The organism is Sinorhizobium fredii USDA 257 (assembly GCF_000265205.3).
GTDB lineage: Bacteria > Pseudomonadota > Alphaproteobacteria > Rhizobiales > Rhizobiaceae > Sinorhizobium > Sinorhizobium fredii_B.
This window is the reverse complement of sequence record NC_018000.1, coordinates 3,019,878-3,039,206: the sequence shown is the minus strand read 5'-3', so window position 1 is coordinate 3,039,206 and position 19,329 is coordinate 3,019,878. Positions and strand designations below refer to the sequence as shown.

General features: G+C 57.0%; 13 protein-coding genes. 7 read left to right on the top strand and 6 right to left on the bottom strand.

The annotated features are described in order from the left end of the window. Positions 1-22 precede the first annotated feature (22 nt). On the top strand, positions 23-1,600 hold the full coding sequence (locus USDA257_RS35500; RefSeq protein ID WP_014763620.1) for a calcium-binding protein: 1,578 nt from the start codon (positions 23-25) through the stop codon (positions 1,598-1,600). Positions 1,601-3,799: 2,199 nt separating this feature from the next. On the opposite strand, the gene USDA257_RS13970 is transcribed toward USDA257_RS35500, so the two are convergent. Continuing rightward, positions 3,800-5,092 carry a calcium-binding protein gene (locus USDA257_RS13970; protein ID WP_014763617.1) on the bottom strand — a complete coding sequence of 431 codons (1,293 nt, stop codon included), beginning with the start codon at positions 5,090-5,092 and terminating at the stop codon, positions 3,800-3,802. Between the two features lie 269 nt (positions 5,093-5,361). Next, positions 5,362-6,990, bottom strand: coding sequence for a calcium-binding protein (locus USDA257_RS33030; RefSeq protein ID WP_048657390.1), 1,629 nt, complete (start codon positions 6,988-6,990; stop codon positions 5,362-5,364). Positions 6,991-7,493: 503 nt separating this feature from the next. On the opposite strand from USDA257_RS33030, the gene USDA257_RS13960 reads away from it, so the two are divergent. The 5 genes from USDA257_RS13960 (at position 7,494) to USDA257_RS13940 (ending at position 12,588) form a co-directional block, all read left to right on the top strand. Then, a complete protein-coding gene (locus USDA257_RS13960; RefSeq protein ID WP_041415260.1) occupies positions 7,494-8,408 on the top strand; it encodes a nucleotidyltransferase and HEPN domain-containing protein in 915 nt (304 codons plus the stop codon). A gap of 106 nt (positions 8,409-8,514) precedes the next feature. Continuing rightward, the gene (locus USDA257_RS13955; protein WP_161623530.1) at positions 8,515-9,816 is read left to right on the top strand and encodes a capsular polysaccharide biosynthesis protein; all 1,302 of its coding nucleotides are present in this window, start codon (positions 8,515-8,517) and stop codon (positions 9,814-9,816) included. A gap of 4 nt (positions 9,817-9,820) precedes the next feature. After that, entirely contained in the window at positions 9,821-10,591 is a 771-nt protein-coding gene (locus USDA257_RS13950; protein WP_014763613.1) for an ABC transporter permease, read from the top strand. Further along, positions 10,588-11,247, top strand: a complete 660-nt coding sequence (locus tag USDA257_RS13945; RefSeq protein WP_014763612.1) for an ABC transporter ATP-binding protein — start codon at positions 10,588-10,590, stop codon at positions 11,245-11,247. The genes USDA257_RS13950 and USDA257_RS13945 overlap by 4 nt, the downstream gene beginning before the upstream one ends. Continuing rightward, positions 11,248-12,588, top strand: a complete 1,341-nt coding sequence (locus USDA257_RS13940; protein WP_014763611.1) for a capsule polysaccharide export inner-membrane protein KpsE — start codon at positions 11,248-11,250, stop codon at positions 12,586-12,588. 82 nt (positions 12,589-12,670) lie between these two features. On the opposite strand, the gene USDA257_RS13935 is transcribed toward USDA257_RS13940, so the two are convergent. From USDA257_RS13935 to USDA257_RS13925, 3 genes are all read right to left on the bottom strand, one after another. Next, positions 12,671-13,678 (bottom strand): KpsF/GutQ family sugar-phosphate isomerase, encoded by a 1,008-nt coding sequence (locus tag USDA257_RS13935; RefSeq protein ID WP_014763610.1) that lies wholly within the window; start codon positions 13,676-13,678, stop codon positions 12,671-12,673. 108 nt (positions 13,679-13,786) lie between these two features. Beyond that, positions 13,787-15,214: a mannose-1-phosphate guanylyltransferase/mannose-6-phosphate isomerase gene (locus USDA257_RS13930; RefSeq protein WP_014763609.1), complete on the bottom strand. Its 1,428-nt coding sequence runs from the start codon at positions 15,212-15,214 to the stop codon at positions 13,787-13,789. Further along, a complete protein-coding gene (locus USDA257_RS13925) occupies positions 15,215-16,666 on the bottom strand; it encodes a phosphomannomutase (protein ID WP_014763608.1) in 1,452 nt (483 codons plus the stop codon). Positions 16,667-16,894: 228 nt separating this feature from the next. Between USDA257_RS13925 and USDA257_RS33025 the strand changes: the two genes are divergently transcribed. Continuing rightward, positions 16,895-17,740: a DUF1698 domain-containing protein gene (locus USDA257_RS33025; protein ID WP_048657389.1), complete on the top strand. Its 846-nt coding sequence runs from the start codon at positions 16,895-16,897 to the stop codon at positions 17,738-17,740. A gap of 55 nt (positions 17,741-17,795) precedes the next feature. Here USDA257_RS33025 and USDA257_RS13915 read toward each other — a convergent pair whose 3' ends face one another. Next, the gene (locus USDA257_RS13915; RefSeq protein ID WP_014763607.1) at positions 17,796-19,328 is read right to left on the bottom strand and encodes a cps10C: Cps10C; all 1,533 of its coding nucleotides are present in this window, start codon (positions 19,326-19,328) and stop codon (positions 17,796-17,798) included. Between the last annotated feature and the right edge of the window lies 1 nt (position 19,329).

The window sequence follows — 19,329 nt, the reverse complement described above, 5'->3', positions numbered from 1 at the left end:
GTCCCATGTAGTCGAGGTGGCCATGGCAAAACAGACGTATTTCTTTCCAGGCGGCAAGTATCCGATGGATTACACGCCACCTATTGATGGTTTCGATTACAATCCGCCGCTCAGAGATTTAGTAAATCTGGAGACAGCGACGCGGATTGGAACACCGAGCTCGACCACGATCACCTTTCAGCTCGACAACGGCCTCAAGCTCAAAATCGTTGGAACTGGTTTCGCCTTCGGTTCAGATGGCGCAACGGGCGGCACGATTGCCCGGATCGACCTGCTGCTGAACGACGGGACGACGCTGGTCCAGCGGCTGGAGGGCCTCAATCTATCCCTTGTCGCCTTTGAAAACGCAGCCGAAGTTTATGATCCGGGCAGGCTCGAACAATGGCTGATGAATCGCGACGATACGCTTGTTGGTTCCGCCGGCCACGATGACATGTTCGGTTGGGGCGGCAACGACACTTTCTCCGGAGGAGCAGGCGACGATTTGATGTCCGGAGGACAGGGCAAAGACACCTATGATGGCGGGGCGGGCACTGACTACCTGAATTTCCGCGTCACTCACGATGACCCGGCCGCAATCCAAGGCATCGTTCTGGACGCAGCAGCGGGGACGGTAACCGACCCCTACGGCAATGCCGAGACGTTTACGAGTGTCGAGTCGTTCGCTGGAACACAGTTCGCGGACACTATCCGCGGCTCGAGCACGGATGAGCAATTCATGGGCTTTGGGGGAAGAGACTATATCGACGGCCGGGGAGGCTTCGATGTGATCCGCTTTCATCGCGATGCGGATGTTGGTGGATCGCTGGGTGTCACAGTCAATCTTGCCACCGGCGTAGCCATCGACGGCTTCGGAAAGACCGATAAATTTGTGAACATCGAGGCGATTCACTCCACGAAGTTCGCCGATAAGCTGACCGGCAACGCAGGGAACAACTCTTTCCGGGCCGAGGCTGGTAATGACTATATCGATGGCGGCCTCGGCGCCGACACGATGAACGGTGGCAGCGGCAACGATACCTATGTCGTGAATGAAACCGGCGATGTGATCGATGAAGCCGCCCAGGGCGGCAGCGGGAGCGACACTGTCAGATCTTCAATTTCCTTCAGCCTCGTCGCCAGCGCTAAAGTCGTAGGAGCCGTCGAAAACCTGACCTTGCTTGGAACGGGAAACACCAACGCGACCGGAAACGGCCTCGCAAACACTCTGATCGGCAACAGCGGGAACAATATTCTGAACGGAGGGGCGGGAAAGGATAAGCTGACGGGTGGGCTTGGAAACGACAGCTTCTTCTTCAATACGACACTGAGCGCCACGACCAACGTGGACAGCATCACAGACTTCAATGTGGCCAATGACACGATTCGGCTGGAGAACGCTGTCTTCACGGCGATTGTCGGTACGGCGACATTAACTGCGGCGCAGTTCGTCAAGAACACCACCGGCCTGGCGGCCGATGCCAGCGACCGGATCATCTATGAGAGTGACACCGGCAAACTGTTCTACGACAGCAACGGAAATGCCGCCGGCGGTTCAGTTCATTTCGCGACGGTCAGCACAGACCTCGGGGTCACCGCAGCGGATTTCTTTGTCGTTTAACGAGCATCGTCTGAGCGAGGCCCTTTCCACTGTGGAGAGGGCCTTTATGCGCTATGCGTGTGCGCCATCGGAGGCACTCCGCGAAGCCTCTATTGGCGCACACGTTGTGCATGTATGTCGGATCGATATCAAAGTGGCCTGAGAAGATCAGGCATTGGCCTTGAAATGGTCAAGGCCGCCAGATGAAATGCGCCAAGCCGCAGGCGCTTTTCAAGCATGATATTCCGTCTTCGCGTCCTGTGATCCGCCAGTAGAATCGATAGACACGTCTTAAACTTCGAGGGCAGTCCTCTAGCCATTGCTCCCGCTCGGCTGCGTCGTGCGCCAAGCCTTCCCACGCTCGGAGTATCGCCTCGGCGGTTTAGAGCCAAGCGCGATCAATTCCAAGAAGTTCCAATTCGACAACCTTGCCATGCACTCGTCGATGTGACCGCAGCCGTGACACTTGATCAAGGCTGATCGCTGGATGCGCTAGCATCCTCGGCACAGTAGCCTCCGCTCTCTTACGAGATCTGCCCCTCATGGCGTCTGCCTTCTTAAACAATTGCTCACACCGCATTGCTCCGCGCTTGGCATCAGTGCTCCATGATCCGCGTTTCCGTTCGCGCAGAAAGATCGGACGAAGACATTTCGCATAGTCTTTCGAAATCACTGTATGGAATCAGTGACACCATGTCGAGATCCCCCGAATACATTATCGGCACGTCTATTTTGGTTTCTGGCTTTCTTACCACGAGTGCGTGCATCATTACTTGAGAAGCATTTTCGCCGGCAAGTGGCTTCCCGGCTTTGCCAGGAATTGCGCGGATTATTATTGCACCTACCCAACGCTTGTATTTCCTTTTCGACCGGCCGAAATGCTAAGAGCGCCCTGGGAGACTCGCTCCACTGAGGCGAGTAATAACTGCTAGTCACCTTCTGAAGTGCAGCAATGTCGCCCACCAATTCTAGATAACCGTTGCTAGACATCAGATCGATGCAAACCGATACTGCCTGAGAACCAGTTGGAACGGGGATGTTTGTTTCGGCATCCTCTGAGCGTATCGGGACGAATCTTTCTTTGATAAGGGACGTGCCCCGCTCCACGGATTCCCCACCCTGTGGGCTGGCAATCGTGACAAGCTCATGCCTTGAGACGCTGATTTGTTGTGTGCGGCCAGGAGAAAGGCGCTCGCGTCGAATTCGCGGAAGGTCGGCAACAATCAATTTCGCTATTTCCTGGCCGAACCATTCATGGACGTGGATCGAATCGCGGAAGAAACGCTCGTGCTTGGTGCCGCCTATGTCAAGGGACTTGGCGAGCACGTCATATCCGTCAAAGAAAGGAACCTGTAGTTCACGAGACACGTCGGTAGCTAGTGATCTGATGGTTGGCGAACTCGCCACAAAATCAGGAGAAGGAAGTATGAGAATGATCGGGAGGCACCCAGCCGACATTACGCGGCTACAAAAGTCTCGTAAGACCTTTGTCCAAGTGTCTGGGGATACTTGCTTGTTCTCGATCCATCGGCCGTCATTGACACATAAATCAAGGATACAGAAATCAATCTTCGAAAAGTCTACTTTATCCGCGTAATAGAAAACGTACGAGCTAGTGCACGCTCCAAGCGAAAAATTCTTAAAGTGTCGCACATCATACCGCGATTTGCTGAATACATCAGCGTATCCGTTCTTTACCACGCCGTTTGATGTGCCAAATAGGCAAATTGTAGATCCTGCTTTCTTTGGTGGCCTTCGACGAAATCCGAGATTAATTTTGAGTTTTCTGAAAATTGAAGTAGCCATTCCACCGCCTGAATTCACACCACTCGCAGCTGATCATGGGTGCGTCTATATCTGCCTTGATTGGGCCATGCCAAGAAAAGCGACGGCTTTCCAAAGAAAAAATTGGTCCGATTGATGGTTGGGGCGCATCACATGCGCAGGTCGATCCCTGCCGCCTTGCGATAAAATCACGTATTTCTTATGCCGCCCCTCGCCACCTATCTTCATCGGACGCCGGCATAAACACTAAAGGCTAAAGGCGCCCGACTTCTGTCATCACGGATCAAGTTAAGGAGGTTCGCCGCGCCGGAAGGCACGGTTTGCCCATTGGTTCACGGTTCACCTTGTTGCTGTTGGGAAAGTCTGAAAGTCTCTGCCCTTTGGAAAAAAAAATGGCCCGCAGAGTGCGGGCCGGAGGTGCGATCTACGGCACAGCTAAAGGACGAAATCGCTGTTTTGCAGAGCGATGACGCTGTCGATCATGATCGACATGTCCGCGCTAAGATCTCCGTCGATGTCAGCGTAGATGTAGGTGTCGCTGCCGCTAACCTCGTAACGTAGCTCTCCGATGCCGCCACTAAATGCCGCTGTTCCAACGAATGAGAAGCCTTGGTTCGCGGGTGTCGAGATGCTGGGATCGATATAGGCCAGATCGATCAAGTCGCCCTGCCCTCGGCTGAAATCCCTGATGATATCCTGCCCGGAGATGTCGGCAGTTGTGTCCGATACCCAGCGAAACATAAAGCTGTCGGCACCATCGCCACCAGTTAGCTGGTCAGCTCCTAAGTCCCCTCTGAGCAGGTCGTTCCCGGATCCAGCGTCCAGCAAGTCGACGTCGGCACCACCATAAAAACTATCGTTGCCAGCATCGCCGAAGAGGTGATCAATGCCGCCACGTCCGGAGATCGAGTCGTTACCGCCGGAGGCCCTGACAGTGCTGCTATCATCCCCTCCAACTAGCACGTCATTGAAATCGCTGGCATTGATCGTTTCGAAATTCAGAATCGTGTCGCCCTGCGCGTCGCCGCCCGATGCTGTTTGGGTCGTGAGATCAACGTATACTCCCGAGTCAGAGCCGCGGTAGGAGAGAATATCAACGTCCTCGCCACCATCGAGGTAATCACCTCCAGCGCCGCCCTCGATAAGGTCATTGCCAAAAGTTCCCAGAAGCTCATTGTAGTTACCGTTACCGGTAAGAGTGTCGTCAGATCCGGTTCCGGAAACATCTTCTATTGACCGGTATGTATCTCCTGTGGCCCAGCCGCCTGAGCCTTGGCCCGTCAGAAGATTTACTGTCACTCCGGATGCAGATGAGCCGTAGTCCAGCGCGTCCTGACCACGGCCACCGTCCAGTGAGTCCGCGCTTACTCCAGCATAAATGTAGTCGTCGCCGGCGCCCGCGGTCACGGTTTTCACATCGCCGGTCAACGCTTCATAGAGATAGATTGAATCGTCGCCTTCCTCGCCGAAAACCGAATCGCTGCCGGTTCCCGACAAGATCTGGTCATCACCCTCGCCGCCGAAAATGGAATCATCTCCGGCTTCGCCCCAAAGGTCGTCTGAACCATCGTAGCCGTACAGACCATCAGTTCCGTCTCCACCGAAGATTTGATCGCGGAGACTTCTACCGCTTACTGTATCGTCGCCCTCCAACGCAGATATGTAGTTCGTCTCGTTCTCGGTGCCTGTGAGAGAATCGTTTCCACTCGTTCCAGTTAAAATGGCCATCTTAACCTCCTTGCGTGGTACCATCCCCCCTCAATTCAACCCGCGGCTGCAGAGTGCCAGAGATAGCCGCAAAAGAACAATCAACTTTTTCTATTTTGCAGCAGGATGGTCTGAGCGTCTGAGCGTCTGAGCGTATCTAATCGGCGGAAGCACACTCTTGTCGACGATTTCAGCGGCACGCGAGGGAGGCAGCGTTAGTCACGAGCGAAAGAAAAAGGCCCGCGTTTCCGCAGGCTTTAATTCAATCGTTTCGATGGCCGAGGGACCGACTACGCCATAAAATAGTCCTTCGTCAGCGTCACGGCATCGTCCAAATGGATCTTCAGGTCGGCAACTTTGTCCCCGTTCAAGTCGCCGTAGATGTAGGTATCAGAGGTCTGCTTCACGACACGCAACTGTCCGGCGGAGCCGCTAAACGCTGCCACGCCGATGAAGCTGAATGCCTGGTTGCCCGCCACGCTCGAATTCGCGTCGATCGCGGAGAGATCGATCCTGTCCTGCTCGCTGAGTAGGAAGTCGAAGACCGTATCAGACGAGACCGCACTGGAATCGGAGAGCGCTCGGAAGATGAACTTGTCTGCCCCATAGCCGCCATAGAGCTGGTCGGCGCCAGCACCGCCATAGATCACGTCGTTTCCGGAATATCCATGCAGAAGGTCATTGCCATTGCCGCCGGTAATATTGTTTGCTCCAGTAGTCCCGTAGAGCTTGTCGGCGTAATTTGACCCCACGAGATTCTCAATTGAGTCGTATTTGTCGCCGGTGGCGTCGTTGGTATTCACGCTGATATCGCCCATATTGGCGATCACACCCAAGGTCGCGCCGGCGTATGACACGGTATCGATGCCATTGGCTCCGTAATGGACGTCGGCGCCTGCCCCACCAATCAAGGTGTCATTCCCATCGCCGCCGAAGAGGTTGTTGGCACCGGCATTGCCAAACAGAGTGTCGTTAAATTTCGAGCCGACAAGGACCTCGATGGAGCTGTAGACATCTCCAGCGGCTTCATTCGTGTTCGCTGATGCATTAGCTAGGCTTGCAGTCACGCCCACAGTCGCGGTTGCATAGGAGGCAGTATCAAATCCGGACTCGCCAAAGAGCTCGTCCGCGCCCATGCCTCCGATGAGGGTGTCGTTGCCGGCCCCTCCTACCAGTTCGTCACTGCCCGCGCCGCCAGTAAGAGTATTTGCATTTGCGTCTCCCTCGAGACGATCCGCATAGCTGGAGCCTTCCAAATTCTCGATGGAGGAATAGCTATCCCACTGGGCGTCGGCCGTGTTGGAGCTCGGATCGGCTAGACTAGCAGTCACACCTGCAGACGCACCGGCGTAAGTGGCAGTGTCAGAGCCAGCACCGCCATACACGTAATCGTAGGACGCTCCGCCATTTAGCTTGTCATTCCCATTTCCACCGTAGAGGTAATCGACGCTCGATTTCCCATAAAGTGTGTCACTACCATCGTCGCCATACAAGTCATCCGAAGAACTTCCGCCGGAAATGACATCATTACCCGCATGGCCCCTGAGATAGTTTCCTTCTTCTCCACCGTCGATCACATCATCGCCTGCGAGGGCAGTGCTGATGATAGCAATGTCATCCGAAAGCGAACTCGTCTTGGCCGCTGCAGCAATCTTGGTAGCGGCGATCGATGCGCCGGAGACAATTGCCATGCGGATGCCGTTGTAGAGAATGGCATAGCTCGTTACCGTCCCTGCCGTCGGAAAGCCGTTGCTATCGTATTTGAAACCAGTGCCGCGGAACTGATCGGCCCAGCTGCCGTAATAGACGGTTAACGACGTCGAGCTGCGAGAATAGGAATCACCATAGAGAAGCGAGCTGAAATCAAAATCTCGCATGTCTAGGCCAAAATCATCAGAAACCGAAACTGTAACGCCCACACCCCCACCGAAAAGCGATTAGTATGCTTCAGGGTTAAAAGCTTCTCGTCGCTGGATCAACTACAAATTTAGGGTGTGAGTAGCTACACCGGGTGAGCTCGCATGCGGCTATGCCGCACGCGATGACACCTTCGTAATTAACCGCCGGCGCTGTCAACGAGCGCCGCTGCGGTCATGGAACGAACTTCACGCGGTTGCCATCTGCCGGATCGTTCCAAATGCCTTCGTTCCAGCAGCGGGCGCTGAGCTGGGCAATCCGGTGTTTCGGAAGGGGTGCGTGAAGTCAGTAAACTAGCGCCGTGCAAGCGCCACGAGGAGCACGAAGCACGACTGATGAAGAGGTCCTGCGAAGTGGAGGGTTCTTGTTGGACAATGCGGAAATTGTGACTGATCGACCGAGAAATCCGTCCATGCATGCCTCCCCGGCCCGCACACGTCATCAGCTCAAAACCCAATGGAAACAGACGGTGGACGACGAGTCATGTTTGCCCTATCGATTGCATATGAGATCGAGCCTCGAACATCTGCCGGAGAAAAAGCAGCGCGAGCTTGCCCGCGTGGTCGAGATCATCCATGAGGAGTTTTCCGATGCGCTCGAGGGCAGCTCTGCCGCCTTCAAGAAGCGCGGCCGGATCCTGAAGATCATCCTGTTCGGCTCTTACGCCCGCGGCACCTTCGTCGACGAGCCGCACACGATGAAGGGCTACCGCTCCGACTACGACATCCTTGTTATAGTCAATTCGAAGAAACTTGCCGAACCGGAATATTGGGACAAGGCGACCGACCGGCTGATGTGGGACAAGGGAGTCTCGACGCCGGTCGGACTAATTGTCCATGGGGCACGGGAAGTGAACAACTTCCTGGCCGATGGGCAGTATTTCTTCGTCGACATCCTGCGCGAGGGCATTGTCCTTTACGAACTCGACGACCGGCCGCTGGCGGAGCCGAGGGCGCGAACACCGGCGGATGCTTACCGGATTGCAGTGGGCTACTTCGAGGATCGCCTTCCCCAGGCCAAGACGTTTGCTGAAGGCGCCCAGTTTTTTGCCAGTCGGGGGAGGCTCAAGGAAGCAGCGTTTTTGCTGCATCAGTCGATCGAGCAGGCCTATGCAGCACTGCTGCTGGTTCTGACGAATTACAGCCCCGCGTCGCACAACCTCAAATTCCTCCGCGGGCTCGCTGAGGATAGGGACCAGCGCCTAGTCGAGGCCTGGCCGCGCGATCAGCATCGCTCCACCGCCTGGTATAACATCCTCAACGAGGCCTATGTAAAGGCGCGCTACTCCAAGCACTTCGAGATCACCGAGGAAGCGCTCGCGTGGCTTCTCGAGCGCACCGAACACCTCCACCGAATGGTCACGTTGCTCTGCAAGGAGCGATTGTCAGAGTTAGAGCGGGCGACGCGCGACGGCAGATGAGACTACGGGTGAGAGAAAGCACTTGGATGTCACTAGAGACTGGCGGATAAGCGGCGAAACACGTACATCCAGCGTGATCGTCATACTAACGCAGCTTGTGCACGAGATGAACACGAACACGGTAGAAGCCAAAAGCGAGTCGCACAACACCGTTCGCGTCGGAACGGCAGGGCAGATTTCGACTTTTGCCGTCCATGTGACCGAGTGGAAGAGGGTTTTCCTGAAGCGCTCATTTCCCGACAGGCGCTTTCACTTTCTGCCGAAGAACCTGAGCACCAAGGATTTGGAGAGGACCTGGAAACCTCGCATTCTCGCTGCGGGACCATGCGAGTTCTTCGTGTGGGGCGCCGCGTGGTCGCCGGCACTGGCCGCAATTGCGACGAAGCAAGACATCCCTGTCTGGTTCGTCGAGGACGGCTTCCTTCGTTCGGCCCGCCCGAGCGCCAGCCGCACCTCTCCCCTCTCCCTGGCGCTCGATAGCAGGACGCCCTATTTCGACTGCCGCCAGCCGTCCGATCTCGAAGTGCTGTTTTCGACCAATGACTTTAAGGCGGATGCGGCGCTGATGGAGCGCGCTCGCGCCGGAATCGCGCTTCTCCTGGACAGCGGCATCAGCAAATATAATGGCGGGCCTCAGCGGACGGCGGAAGAGATGTATGGGGCAAAGACGCGCAAGCGCATACTGGTCGTCGGCCAGGTCGAGGACGATGCCTCGATCCAATACGGCTGCCCAAGTCCGATGACCAACAATGACCTCGTGCGGCTTGCCGCGGCCGAGCAGCCGGAGGCACAGATTCTCTATAAGCCCCACCCGGATGTACTTAGCCGGGTTCGACCGGCGCGGTCCGATCCGGCCAAAGTTGCGCATCTCTGCGAGGTGATCACCGAGAGCTTGCCGCTCGCCGAGGCGCTGCGCACGGTCGATCATGTCTATACGATCACGTCGCTGGCCGGCATCGAGGCGCTCCTGCGTGGCATCCGGGTGACGACGGCAGGTTCACCCTTCTATTCCGGCTGGGGGCTGACCGATGACAGGCAGCCGCACCCGCGCCGCGGCAGGAGGCTTTCGCTCGAAGCGCTTTTCGCCGGCGCCTATCTCCTCTATCCTCGCTACTTCGATCCCGTCACCGGAGAACAAACATCATTCGAAGCGACCGTCGCCGCGATAAAGCGGCAACTCGAAGAGCCGGATGTGAGGCGCCTTTCCCGTCCGACCTGGCGACCGTGGGGTCCCTACGGCGTTCTCGGCTGGCGACATCTGCTGACCGCGATCGTAGCGCCTGCCATCCGCCGTGCCGGCAACGACCGCGACGTCGAAGATTTCCGGGCCGATCCGATCGGCTTCTTCCGCGGTCTCTCCGACCGGCGGCTGCGGCTGGTCGGGCGCATTCTCTATCCGTTCGGGTGACCCTGTGAGCTATCTCTCCACCCATATCCGCGTCGTCGGCGCCCTCCTCGTGCGTGAGATGGCGACGCGCTTCGGCTCGAAGCCGGGAGGCTACATCTGGGCGCTGCTCGATCCGGCCGCCCATATCCTGCTGTTGACCATGATTTTCCAGGCGATCGCCCGCGCGCCGGCGCTCGGCACCAGTTTCGCGCTGTTCTTCGCCACCGGCTATATCGCCTTCCAGTTCTACCAGGCGATGACCAGCTATCTGAACAGCGCGGTTCGCGCCAACAAGGCGTTGCTCAGCTATCCGAACGTCGCGCCCATCGATACCATCGTTGCGCGTTTCGTCCTTCAGGTCTGCACGACGACGCTGGTGGCCTTCATCGTGCTCGGCACGATCGTCGCGACCATGCGGGTCGAGACCAATCTGCACTGGCCGGCAATCCTGGAGGCCATCGCGATGGCCTGCCTGTTCGGCCTCGGCATAGCAATGATCAATGCCGTCCTGTTTCTCAAATATCCGCTCTACGAGCAGGTCTTCAGCATCGTCAACCGGCCGCTCTTCCTGATTTCCGGCGTGTTCTTCCTGCCGGATTCTATCCCGGCGCCCTACCGCGATCTCGTGCTCATCAATCCGCTTGTCCACATCATCATGGGCTTTCGAAAGGGCTTCTACCCCGAATACCGAGCGATCGGCCTCGACATGACCTATCTCTATGGAATCGCATTTCTGACATTGTTTGCCGGGATGCTGGTGTTCACCCTTTCCAGAAAAACGCTGAGAAACGAATGATCCGGTTCGAGCAGGCGACGAAATACGCCCGCACCAAGGGCATCAAGAAGCCGATCATCGAGGATGCATCGCTGACGATCAATCGTGGCAAGAGCGTCGGTCTGCTCGGCCGCAACGGCGCCGGCAAGTCGACGTTGCTCCGGCTAATCGCCGGCGCGATCAGGCTCGACAAGGGGCGAATCATCCGCCGCGGCAAGATCTCCTGGCCGCTTGGATTCCAGGGTAGCTTCCAGAGTTCATTGACGGGCGAACAGAATGTACGTTTTGTCGCCCGCATCTACGGTGTAAACACCGAAGAACTCATCACCTATGTCGAGGATTTCGCCGAGCTCGGCCCTTTCTACAAGGCACCGGTCGGCACCTATTCCTCCGGCATGAAGGCGCGGCTCGCCTTCGGCTTGAGCATGGGCGTCAACTTCGACTATTATCTCGTCGACGAAATCACCGCGGTTGGTGACTCAAATTTTAAGAAAAAGTGCCAAGCTGTCTTCGAGACCAAGCTTCAGAATTCCGATTTGATCATGGTTTCGCACAGCACCGGTACAATCCGCACCTATTGCGATTGCGGAGTCGTGCTGGAAAAAGGCAAGCTGACTTATTATGAAGATGTCGAGGACGCGATCCGTGCGCACGACATAAACATGAAGGAAAGTTGAATGGCGGCTAGCAAAGACGCGGCAGCGAACAAGCCGGACCCCGTCCAGGCCGCCGATAAACCAGCCATCACCTCCCCAGCCGCCAAGGGCGATCCCAAAAGGAAGGGCCTCGCCGTGCTCGAAGGCCTGCTCGGCAAGGAGAGCGCACCCGTCATTCCACTCCCCGGGCGCAACAAGCTGGAACCCGCCAAAAAGGTCGGCAAGAAATCGTGGTTGAAGAAACTCCGCTGGCGCCACGCCATAGTCGGCGCCTCTTTCCTCGGACTCGTCGCGGTGCCGGCGACGCTCGCCTCCCTCTACATGGTCTTCATCGCCGCCGACCAATATCACAGCACGACCTCCTTCGCCGTGCGCAGCATTGAGGGCGGCATGTCGAGCGATATCCTCGGCATGTTCACCCAGGCCTCCGGCGGCAGCACGGTGTCGGACAGCTATATCCTCATGGACTATATCCTCAGCGAGCGCATGGCTGCGGATGCCGATCGCAAGTTCAAACTTGAGGATGTCTACGCCACGCGCGGGCTGGATTATTTCTACAGCATCGGCTCCGACCTGCCGATCGAGGACAAGCTCGCCTACTGGCGAGACATGGTGAACGTCAACTTCGACCACGCCTCCGGCATTATGCAGGTGACCGTCAAGGCATTCGAGCCGAAGCAGGCGCGGGAGATCGCCCAGTTCATCGTCGACCAGAGCGACAATCTCGTGAACAGCCTTTCGCTTTCGGCGCGCAACGACGTGCTGCGCGCCGCGCAGGACGAGGTGCTGGCGGGCGAGGCGCGGCTCTCAAAGGCCCGCGCGGGGCTGCGGGTCTATCGCGACAAATCGCAGGAAATCAGTCCCGAAGAAGGCGCAAAGCTCGCCGTCCAACTCATCGGCTCGCTGGAGCAGCAGCTGACGCAACTCAATGCAGATCTAGCCACGGCAAAAAGCCAGATGGGCGATGACACGCCGCGAATCCGCGTGATCAAAACGCGCATCGAAAGCCTGGAGCAGCAAATCGCCGTCGAGCGGCAGCGGCTAGGCACGGGCGAGAAGACTTCCGCCGCGGAGGACCCCAACGCTCCTGACGTCGCCGGTCGCATTGCCGAGTTCGAAGAGCTGGAAACCGAGCGCGAATTTGCCGAGCGCGCCTATACGGCGGCTTTGGGCGCTCTCGAGAAAGCACGCGTTGAAGCGAACAACCGCCAACGCTATCTGGCGCTCTTCATCGAGCCGACGCTCTCCGAAATGGCGCAGTATCCGGCCCGGCTGTTGAATTCCCTGCTTGTGATCCTCGGGCTTCTCTTCACCTGGGGGATCGGGGTGATGAGCTACTATAATATTCGGGATCGTGCCTAGATCCCGCCCATGAATTCAGTTCATTTGAGCGGCGACAGGCTCCCCGTCGCCGCTCGCACATTTTGGGCAGCTTTTTTTACGGTCAAGCGACGCCGGCGCGCAGCAGATCGTGAATATGCAGGATGCCTTCTGGCATCCCCGCCTCATCGACGAGGAACAGCACCGTGACCTTGTGCTCCTCCATGAACTCCATGGCGGCGCTTGCAAGCAGGTCTTTTTGCACCACCTTCGGATGATGCGACATGACCTCTTCGACCGGCTGGCTGAGCAGGTCGCCGGCCATGTGCCGGCGCAAGTCGCCATCGGTGATGACGCCGACGAGCAAACCGGCTTCGTCGACGATACCGATGACGCCGAAGCCCTTCGCCGACATTTCGATGACAGCTTCGCTCATCGGCCGGCCGACGGCGAGCAGCGGCATCTGGTCGTCCAGATGCGCGAGTTCGTGTACCAGGCGCAATTGCGCGCCAAGCTTGCCGCCGGGGTGGAAAGTCTTGAAGTCCTCGGCGGAAAAACCGCGCCGTTCCAGAAGCGCGATCGCCAGCGCATCGCCGACAGCGAGCTGCAGCATAGCCGAGGTCGTCGGTGCCAGACCGTGCGGACAGGCCTCCGGTACCTTCGGAAGCACCAGGGCGATTTCGGAATTGCGCGCCAGGATGCTGTCGCGGTTCGATGAGATCGACACGATCGGCACCTTGAAGCGCTTGGCGTAGGTCAGCATGTTGGCGAGTTCCGCCGTCTCGCCGGACCAGGAGAGCAGGATCAGCACGTCATCGGAAGTGACCATGCCGAGATCGCCGTGGCTCGCCTCGGTCGGGTGAACGAAATAGGCGGAGGTGCCGGTGGAAGCCAAGGTCGCGGCGATCTTGCGGCCGATATGCCCGCTCTTGCCGACGCCGGAAACCACGACGCGGCCGTGCCCGTCGCCGATCAGTTCGACGGCATCGATGAGGCTCTGCGCGAAAGTTGTGTCCGTCGCCAGTTGTTCGGCGAGCGCCTCGATGCCGTTGGTCGCCGTATTTATCGTCCGACTGATCGAATCGAGCGCAGTGTTATCGAAGTTTGCAAGCCTTACGTTGGTTAATGCCACTTTATATCTCTCCTAAGCGTCGACTGCCCCTGAGGGCCGTCGTTTCGCAGGTGCCCCTGATATATACAAATATCCGCTCGCGCATCCGTTCCACCAAAGGATGGTATCTCAGCTGCGTCCAAATTCGTCAGCGATGCGGATAATGTCGTCCTCGCCGAGATAGGAGCCGGTCTGCACCTCGATCAGTTCGAGCATGATCTTGCCCGGATTGGCGAGCCGGTGGATTTCACCGAGCGGAATGTAGGAAGATTCGTTCTCCCGCAGGATCTCGACCTTTTCTCCGACGGTGATCTCCGCAGTTCCCTTGACGACGATCCAATGCTCCGAGCGATGATGGTGCTTTTGAAGCGACAGTTTCCTTCCTGGCAAAACGAAGATGCGCTTCACCTGGAACCGATCGCCGACAAGCACGGATGTGTATCCGCCCCAGGGGCGATAGCACGTCGGATGTATTTCCGCGAGCTTCGACGTCGCGGGCGCAGCTAAGAGGCGCTTGACGACTTTGCCGACATCCTGGCTGTCCTCCATCCGGCCGACATAAACTGCATCCTCGCTGGCGACGACGACGACATTCTCGAGCCCGCTGACGACGAGGTGCGGGCCGTGCGACATGACGAGTGAGCTTTTCGTTCCAACCAGCGTCGTGTTTGCGGAACTGACATTGTCGTCCTCGTCCTGAGACCCGGTTTTCCAGACGGAGTCCCAGCTTCCGAGGTCAGACCATTTGAAGGCCGAGGGTACTACGGCCGCCTTCGCGGTCTTTTCCATTAGAGCGTAGTCGATCGAGATATTTGGACTCTTCTCGAAAGCCCCGCGGTCAAGGCGAAGGAAATCGAGATCTTTGACTGCCTTGGCAACCGCTAGTTTTGCGGCCTCCAGCACCTCCGAGGCAAATGCCTCCAGCTCCGCAAGCAGCGTCGGAACGGCGAACATGAACATGCCGGAATTCCAATAGTACCCACCCGCCGACAGCATCTCGGCGGCAGCTTCCAATCCCGGCTTTTCAACGAAGCGCTTGACGGCATGGGCACCGCTCGGAAGGATGTCGCCGACCTCGATATACCCGTAACCAGTTGCAGGTTCTGTCGGCGTGATCCCGAAGGTCACGAGCTTGCCCCCTTCCGCCGCCGCCCGTGCGGCCCCGTTGGCGCTGAGATAGGCCTCGTCGACGCCGATCTCATGATCGGAAGCAAGCACCTGGACGGTGGCGCTCTCACCGAACAAATCCGCCGCGACCACAGCCGCGGCTGCGACTGCGGCGGCCGTGTTGCGCGCCACCGGTTCGAGCACGATGCTGCTGAGATTGCTGCCGAGCTCTCGCGCCTGTTCTGCCACCAGGAAGCGGAACTCCTCGTTTGTGACGACAATGGCCGGCTCGTAAATCTTGGAATCGGAAACCCTCTCGAGCGTGTTCTGGAACAATGTACGGTTACCGATGAAGCGAATGAATTGCTTAGGTGCTGCAGCACGAGAAAGCGGCCAAAGCCGCGTGCCTCTCCCGCCCGCCATGATCACCGGAACAATCTTCCTGATCACTTAAAATCCCCTCTGGAGGCTGTCGCTTCTTTCGTTGTCGGTCTTTCCCCATAGCCTCAATTGATCGAGGCCGGCTTCGAGCAGTTCCGCTGCGGCCGTTTCCGTCGCGGCCTCCACATAGCACCGTATTTCCGGCGCGTTGCCGGATGGACGAAAATGAATGACGCGCCGATCCGTCAATGCCACGCGGAGCCCATCGATTTCATCTCTCGACGAGACATCGCCCATCCGCTGCAGGAAGGAGGTGAGATTGCTCTCCGACGCTCGCAAATAGTCCAGCAGCTCAGCACTCTTTTCCGTGGGAAAATTCTCCAACCGATCGGAAGCGGCGACCGGTAAATTGTAGGTTCGAGTAATCGCGGAGAGCGGTCTTTTCAGGGCGGCGATCCGCGATACGGCGACCAAAATCGGCAGCATGCAATCTCGCGTCGGCAACGCATCGATCGCATGTCCGTTCAAGCTGCAGGCGCTTGCCATTAACAAGCCTCCATTGGCCTCGAAGCCGACGACACGCTCTTTGCCCGACGCGATGGCTTTTTTCATACCTGCGATGACGAAGGGAGAGCCGACCCTGGTTCGCGTTACGGGGAGGCCGAGCGCCTCGATACCGGAATTTGACGTGACGGGCGTGACGATCGCATCGGCTCGCAGGAACTCAGCGGCCATCAGCCCGAGAAGATCGCCGCGCAACGGCACGCCCCTCTCATCTGCAACGAGCGGCCTGTCGCCGTCGCCATCAGCAGAGACGATAGCGTCCAGGTCATGGAAACTCGTCCAATCACCCAGGAGAGAGATCGTCTGGCTGGCGATCGCTTCCGTATCGACGGGTATGAACGTTATCGAACGACCGAGGGGCACGACCTCTGCGCCGTAATGGGAAAGGACCTCGCCGATGAGATCGCGAGCGACCGTGCTGTGCTGGTAAACACCGATCTTCACGCCCGCCAGCGCATCAGCGGCGAGCAAACCTGTGCTGCGTCGGTAAAAGAGATCGATACACCTTTCCGAATGATCGTCGACGACAGGGGGCGTGTCGATGCGTACATCCACCGGCCGCCAGTCCGCCGCCAATTGCGTGATCGCAGCCTCATCTTCCTTGTCGATCTCGCCATCCGGCGTATAGAACTTGATCCCGTTCCGGTCAGCCGGGATATGCGAGCCGGTGACCATTAGGCAGGCCGCACCGCTTTTCATCCCATAAAGCGCGAGCGCTGGCGTCGGGAGGGTGCCGCAATCGCAGAGCCGGAAGCCAAGATCGCTGAGCGCGCGAGCGCAGATCGCAACAATCGCAGGGCTGGAATCACGAAAGTCGCGGCCAATCAGAATGGGATCCCCCACTTGGGACCTGCCGCTCTCGATCAGGTACCGGCCGAAGGCATCCGCATAGATTGCAGCCCCGGCTGCAAGCAGATCAACAGATAGGCCGCGCAGGCCGCTGGTCCCAAACTTCATAAGATTTGACGGTCCATACCAAAATTGGGGTTCTCATACATTGCGGTGCGTTCTCGCGCAATCGCCGCCTGCCCGGCACTTCTACCATGATCTCAACGCGGAGACGCCAGTCATCCCCTTGGTCCCGAAAACAAATCTCTTCTGACCTTGCTTGAGGCTTGTTCTTTCCTTACGGTTTGCTCGCGCATACTTACAGGGATGGTCTTCACATCGAAGGAGGGTAGTTCATTGACATCGAGATACGACCGGTCGGACGACGATTGCCGTTCATTTCTAAAGCAGGACCTGCCCCATTATCATATCGTTCAGTTGAACGACCGCTTGCGCACACCGGGCAGAGTGGATCGCAACCAAGAGTTTTCCTACATTGGTATCAAGCCCGGCGAACTTACGGGACGGAGTGTTCTGGATGTCGGCGCTCTTGATGGCGTAACTGCATTTAATGCGGAGAAAGCGGGCGCGTCATCTGTACTCGCGATCGATGTCGAGGATCCAGCGCTTCAGGATTGGGGTTGGTCCGGTCCTCCTAAGAGTTTTTCCGGTTACGGCGATATAAAGAACCGGGTTTTCCCAAAGCTGAAAGAATTCTTCAATAGCAACGTAGAGCGTCGTAAGCTGACGGTCTACGAACTCTCCCCAAAAACAGACGGACCTTTCGACGTTATTTTCTTTTACGGCGTCCTTTACCATCTTAGGCACCCACTGCTAGCCTTCGATAGACTAAGGGCGGTATGCCGCGGGGCCATTTGCGTGGAAACGCACATTTGTAATTATGATCCTCTCGTTCCATCTTCGCTCTTCTATCGAGACGATGTGCTCGACAAAGCGGATAGTAACTGGTCTGGCCCGAGTGAGTCTTGCGTTGCGTCATGGATGCGAGACGCAGGGTTCTCTACAATATACGCTGAGAAGAAGCCGAGAATTCAGTCTCGACAGCGATTTATTGGCTTCACGGAGACTCCGCTTTTTCAAGCAAATAAGGATAATTTCCAGCTCTTGGACGATGCATACTTCTCAGAGGTTCGGCGCGAGACCGAGAGCAGAATACGAACCGGCAGGCTTTGGCGATACTGAGGACAGACGGCGGCTCCAGAGTTCTGGAGCCGCCACAGCCGATTTCGCCCTATATTCAATCGTAAAATCGGAGATGAGGCTCTCCGTATTGGTCTAGTACGGCAACATAGTCGCTGTGTAGCTTGCCGAATGTTGTGACATTCGTAGAGCACACACAAACTGACGAGGCAGGATTGACGGGTTCGTCCGGCAACGACCGGCGAAAGGTAATTCCTGGAAAATTCTTCTCCAGGGCCTGCATCACCCAACTCGCCGTAACCCGTTCCGCACTCTTGCGATAAGTTAGCGACAAGGTATCGGTGCGATCTAATTGAAAATCTACAGCAATCCCTTTTGGATAACGCTCATAGGCCGCGCTCACCTGTTGTTGTAAACGTTTTATCAGACTCGATTCGGTTCTCGGTGTTGTACTGTCCCCAGCGAACCGGGAAAGAGCCTGCGTCGAGTATCCGGCATCGAGTACCAGTTCTGTATCGAAAAGCTGGTGACGATCCAGCAACAAGCACATGTAGCGCTTCAAGGCTTCAATATCTGGCCCATCCTGCAATGCCGCACGGACGCGATCCACTAGCTGATCGCGCGTCATATTAGATTTGTTTATGACGAATGACTCTCTGCAATAAATCCCTTCGCCGTTACAAATGACAACCTTTCCGGCTAAGGCGGCCGTCAGCCCCACGGTGCTGTTCACCGTGAAGACAATGCTACTGGAACTTATTCTCTCCTCTAGTGTAGACGTGTTGTCGCGCCAGACTCGATCCCCAAAAGGGATGTTGAGACCAGATTGGGTTTCCTCCGGGTGATCTCTTACAATCACATTCCATTCTTGCCCCAATGCCTGCGCTAAGTTGATCGCATCCAAAACAAGCTGCCGCATAGTCTTGATGCTGGGCGAATAAAGAAGAATATTACTGTCCTGTTGCACTTGCAGCGGAACGAATATCTGTTTCCGGCCAGAAGCCGGCGTATCCGCAAAACTGAGCAGCGTTGAGTCAACAAAATCACCGAGCGCCGTCACCGAGTTCGCCACGTCGGCTGAATCGTATATGGTGGCGGTGCCACGAGCTAGCGACGAGATTCCGTTTGTTCCATCGCGATCGAAGAACACACTATCGCGGAGATAGCCTCGCTCAAGGAATCCGCCCGTGATACCCTTGTGTTCCCCAATGATTCTCATCGCGTTGGCGACATGGCCCGTAACGCCATTCCAGACTATCAGCGAGTCAATCCGCTGATCCTCCACCAGGCGCGTCAAGGCCAAACCGTCCCGCCGTAGCATGTACAAATCGCGGCGTCGGTCCACCGGTAGTGCGCGTAACAACTCATGCTTGATGTTGTAGATGGAATACTTCTTTTCATCCCAAAATGCTGTGCCAATAGCGGCTTTGGACACTTCCCCCTTCTTCATTCGGGCTCTATAGTCATCGAGATGCAAAATTCTTATCCCCCTGGCCTTAAAGAACGCTCCCACAGAGGGCTTGTAGTGCAAAATTATCGGGTCTGCGCCCGAGGCTCTCAAGGATTCGGCCAAAGGAAGAATCCTGCGCTGGTTCTCCAGCAAGTCTCCGCACTGAATCAGAACTTTCATG

Coding starts and splice junctions, on each gene's coding strand:
- USDA257_RS35500 (WP_014763620.1), top strand. CDS start 23: ATGGCAAAACAGACGTATTTCTTTCCAGGCGGCAAGTATCCGATGGAT.
- USDA257_RS13970 (WP_014763617.1), bottom strand. CDS start 5,092: ATGGCCATTTTAACTGGAACGAGTGGAAACGATTCTCTCACAGGCACC.
- USDA257_RS13960 (WP_041415260.1), top strand. CDS start 7,494: ATGAGATCGAGCCTCGAACATCTGCCGGAGAAAAAGCAGCGCGAGCTT.
- USDA257_RS13955 (WP_161623530.1), top strand. CDS start 8,515: ATGAACACGAACACGGTAGAAGCCAAAAGCGAGTCGCACAACACCGTT.
- USDA257_RS13945 (WP_014763612.1), top strand. CDS start 10,588: ATGATCCGGTTCGAGCAGGCGACGAAATACGCCCGCACCAAGGGCATC.
- USDA257_RS13940 (WP_014763611.1), top strand. CDS start 11,248: ATGGCGGCTAGCAAAGACGCGGCAGCGAACAAGCCGGACCCCGTCCAG.
- USDA257_RS13925 (WP_014763608.1), bottom strand. CDS start 16,666: ATGAAGTTTGGGACCAGCGGCCTGCGCGGCCTATCTGTTGATCTGCTT.
- USDA257_RS13915 (WP_014763607.1), bottom strand. CDS start 19,328: ATGAAAGTTCTGATTCAGTGCGGAGACTTGCTGGAGAACCAGCGCAGG.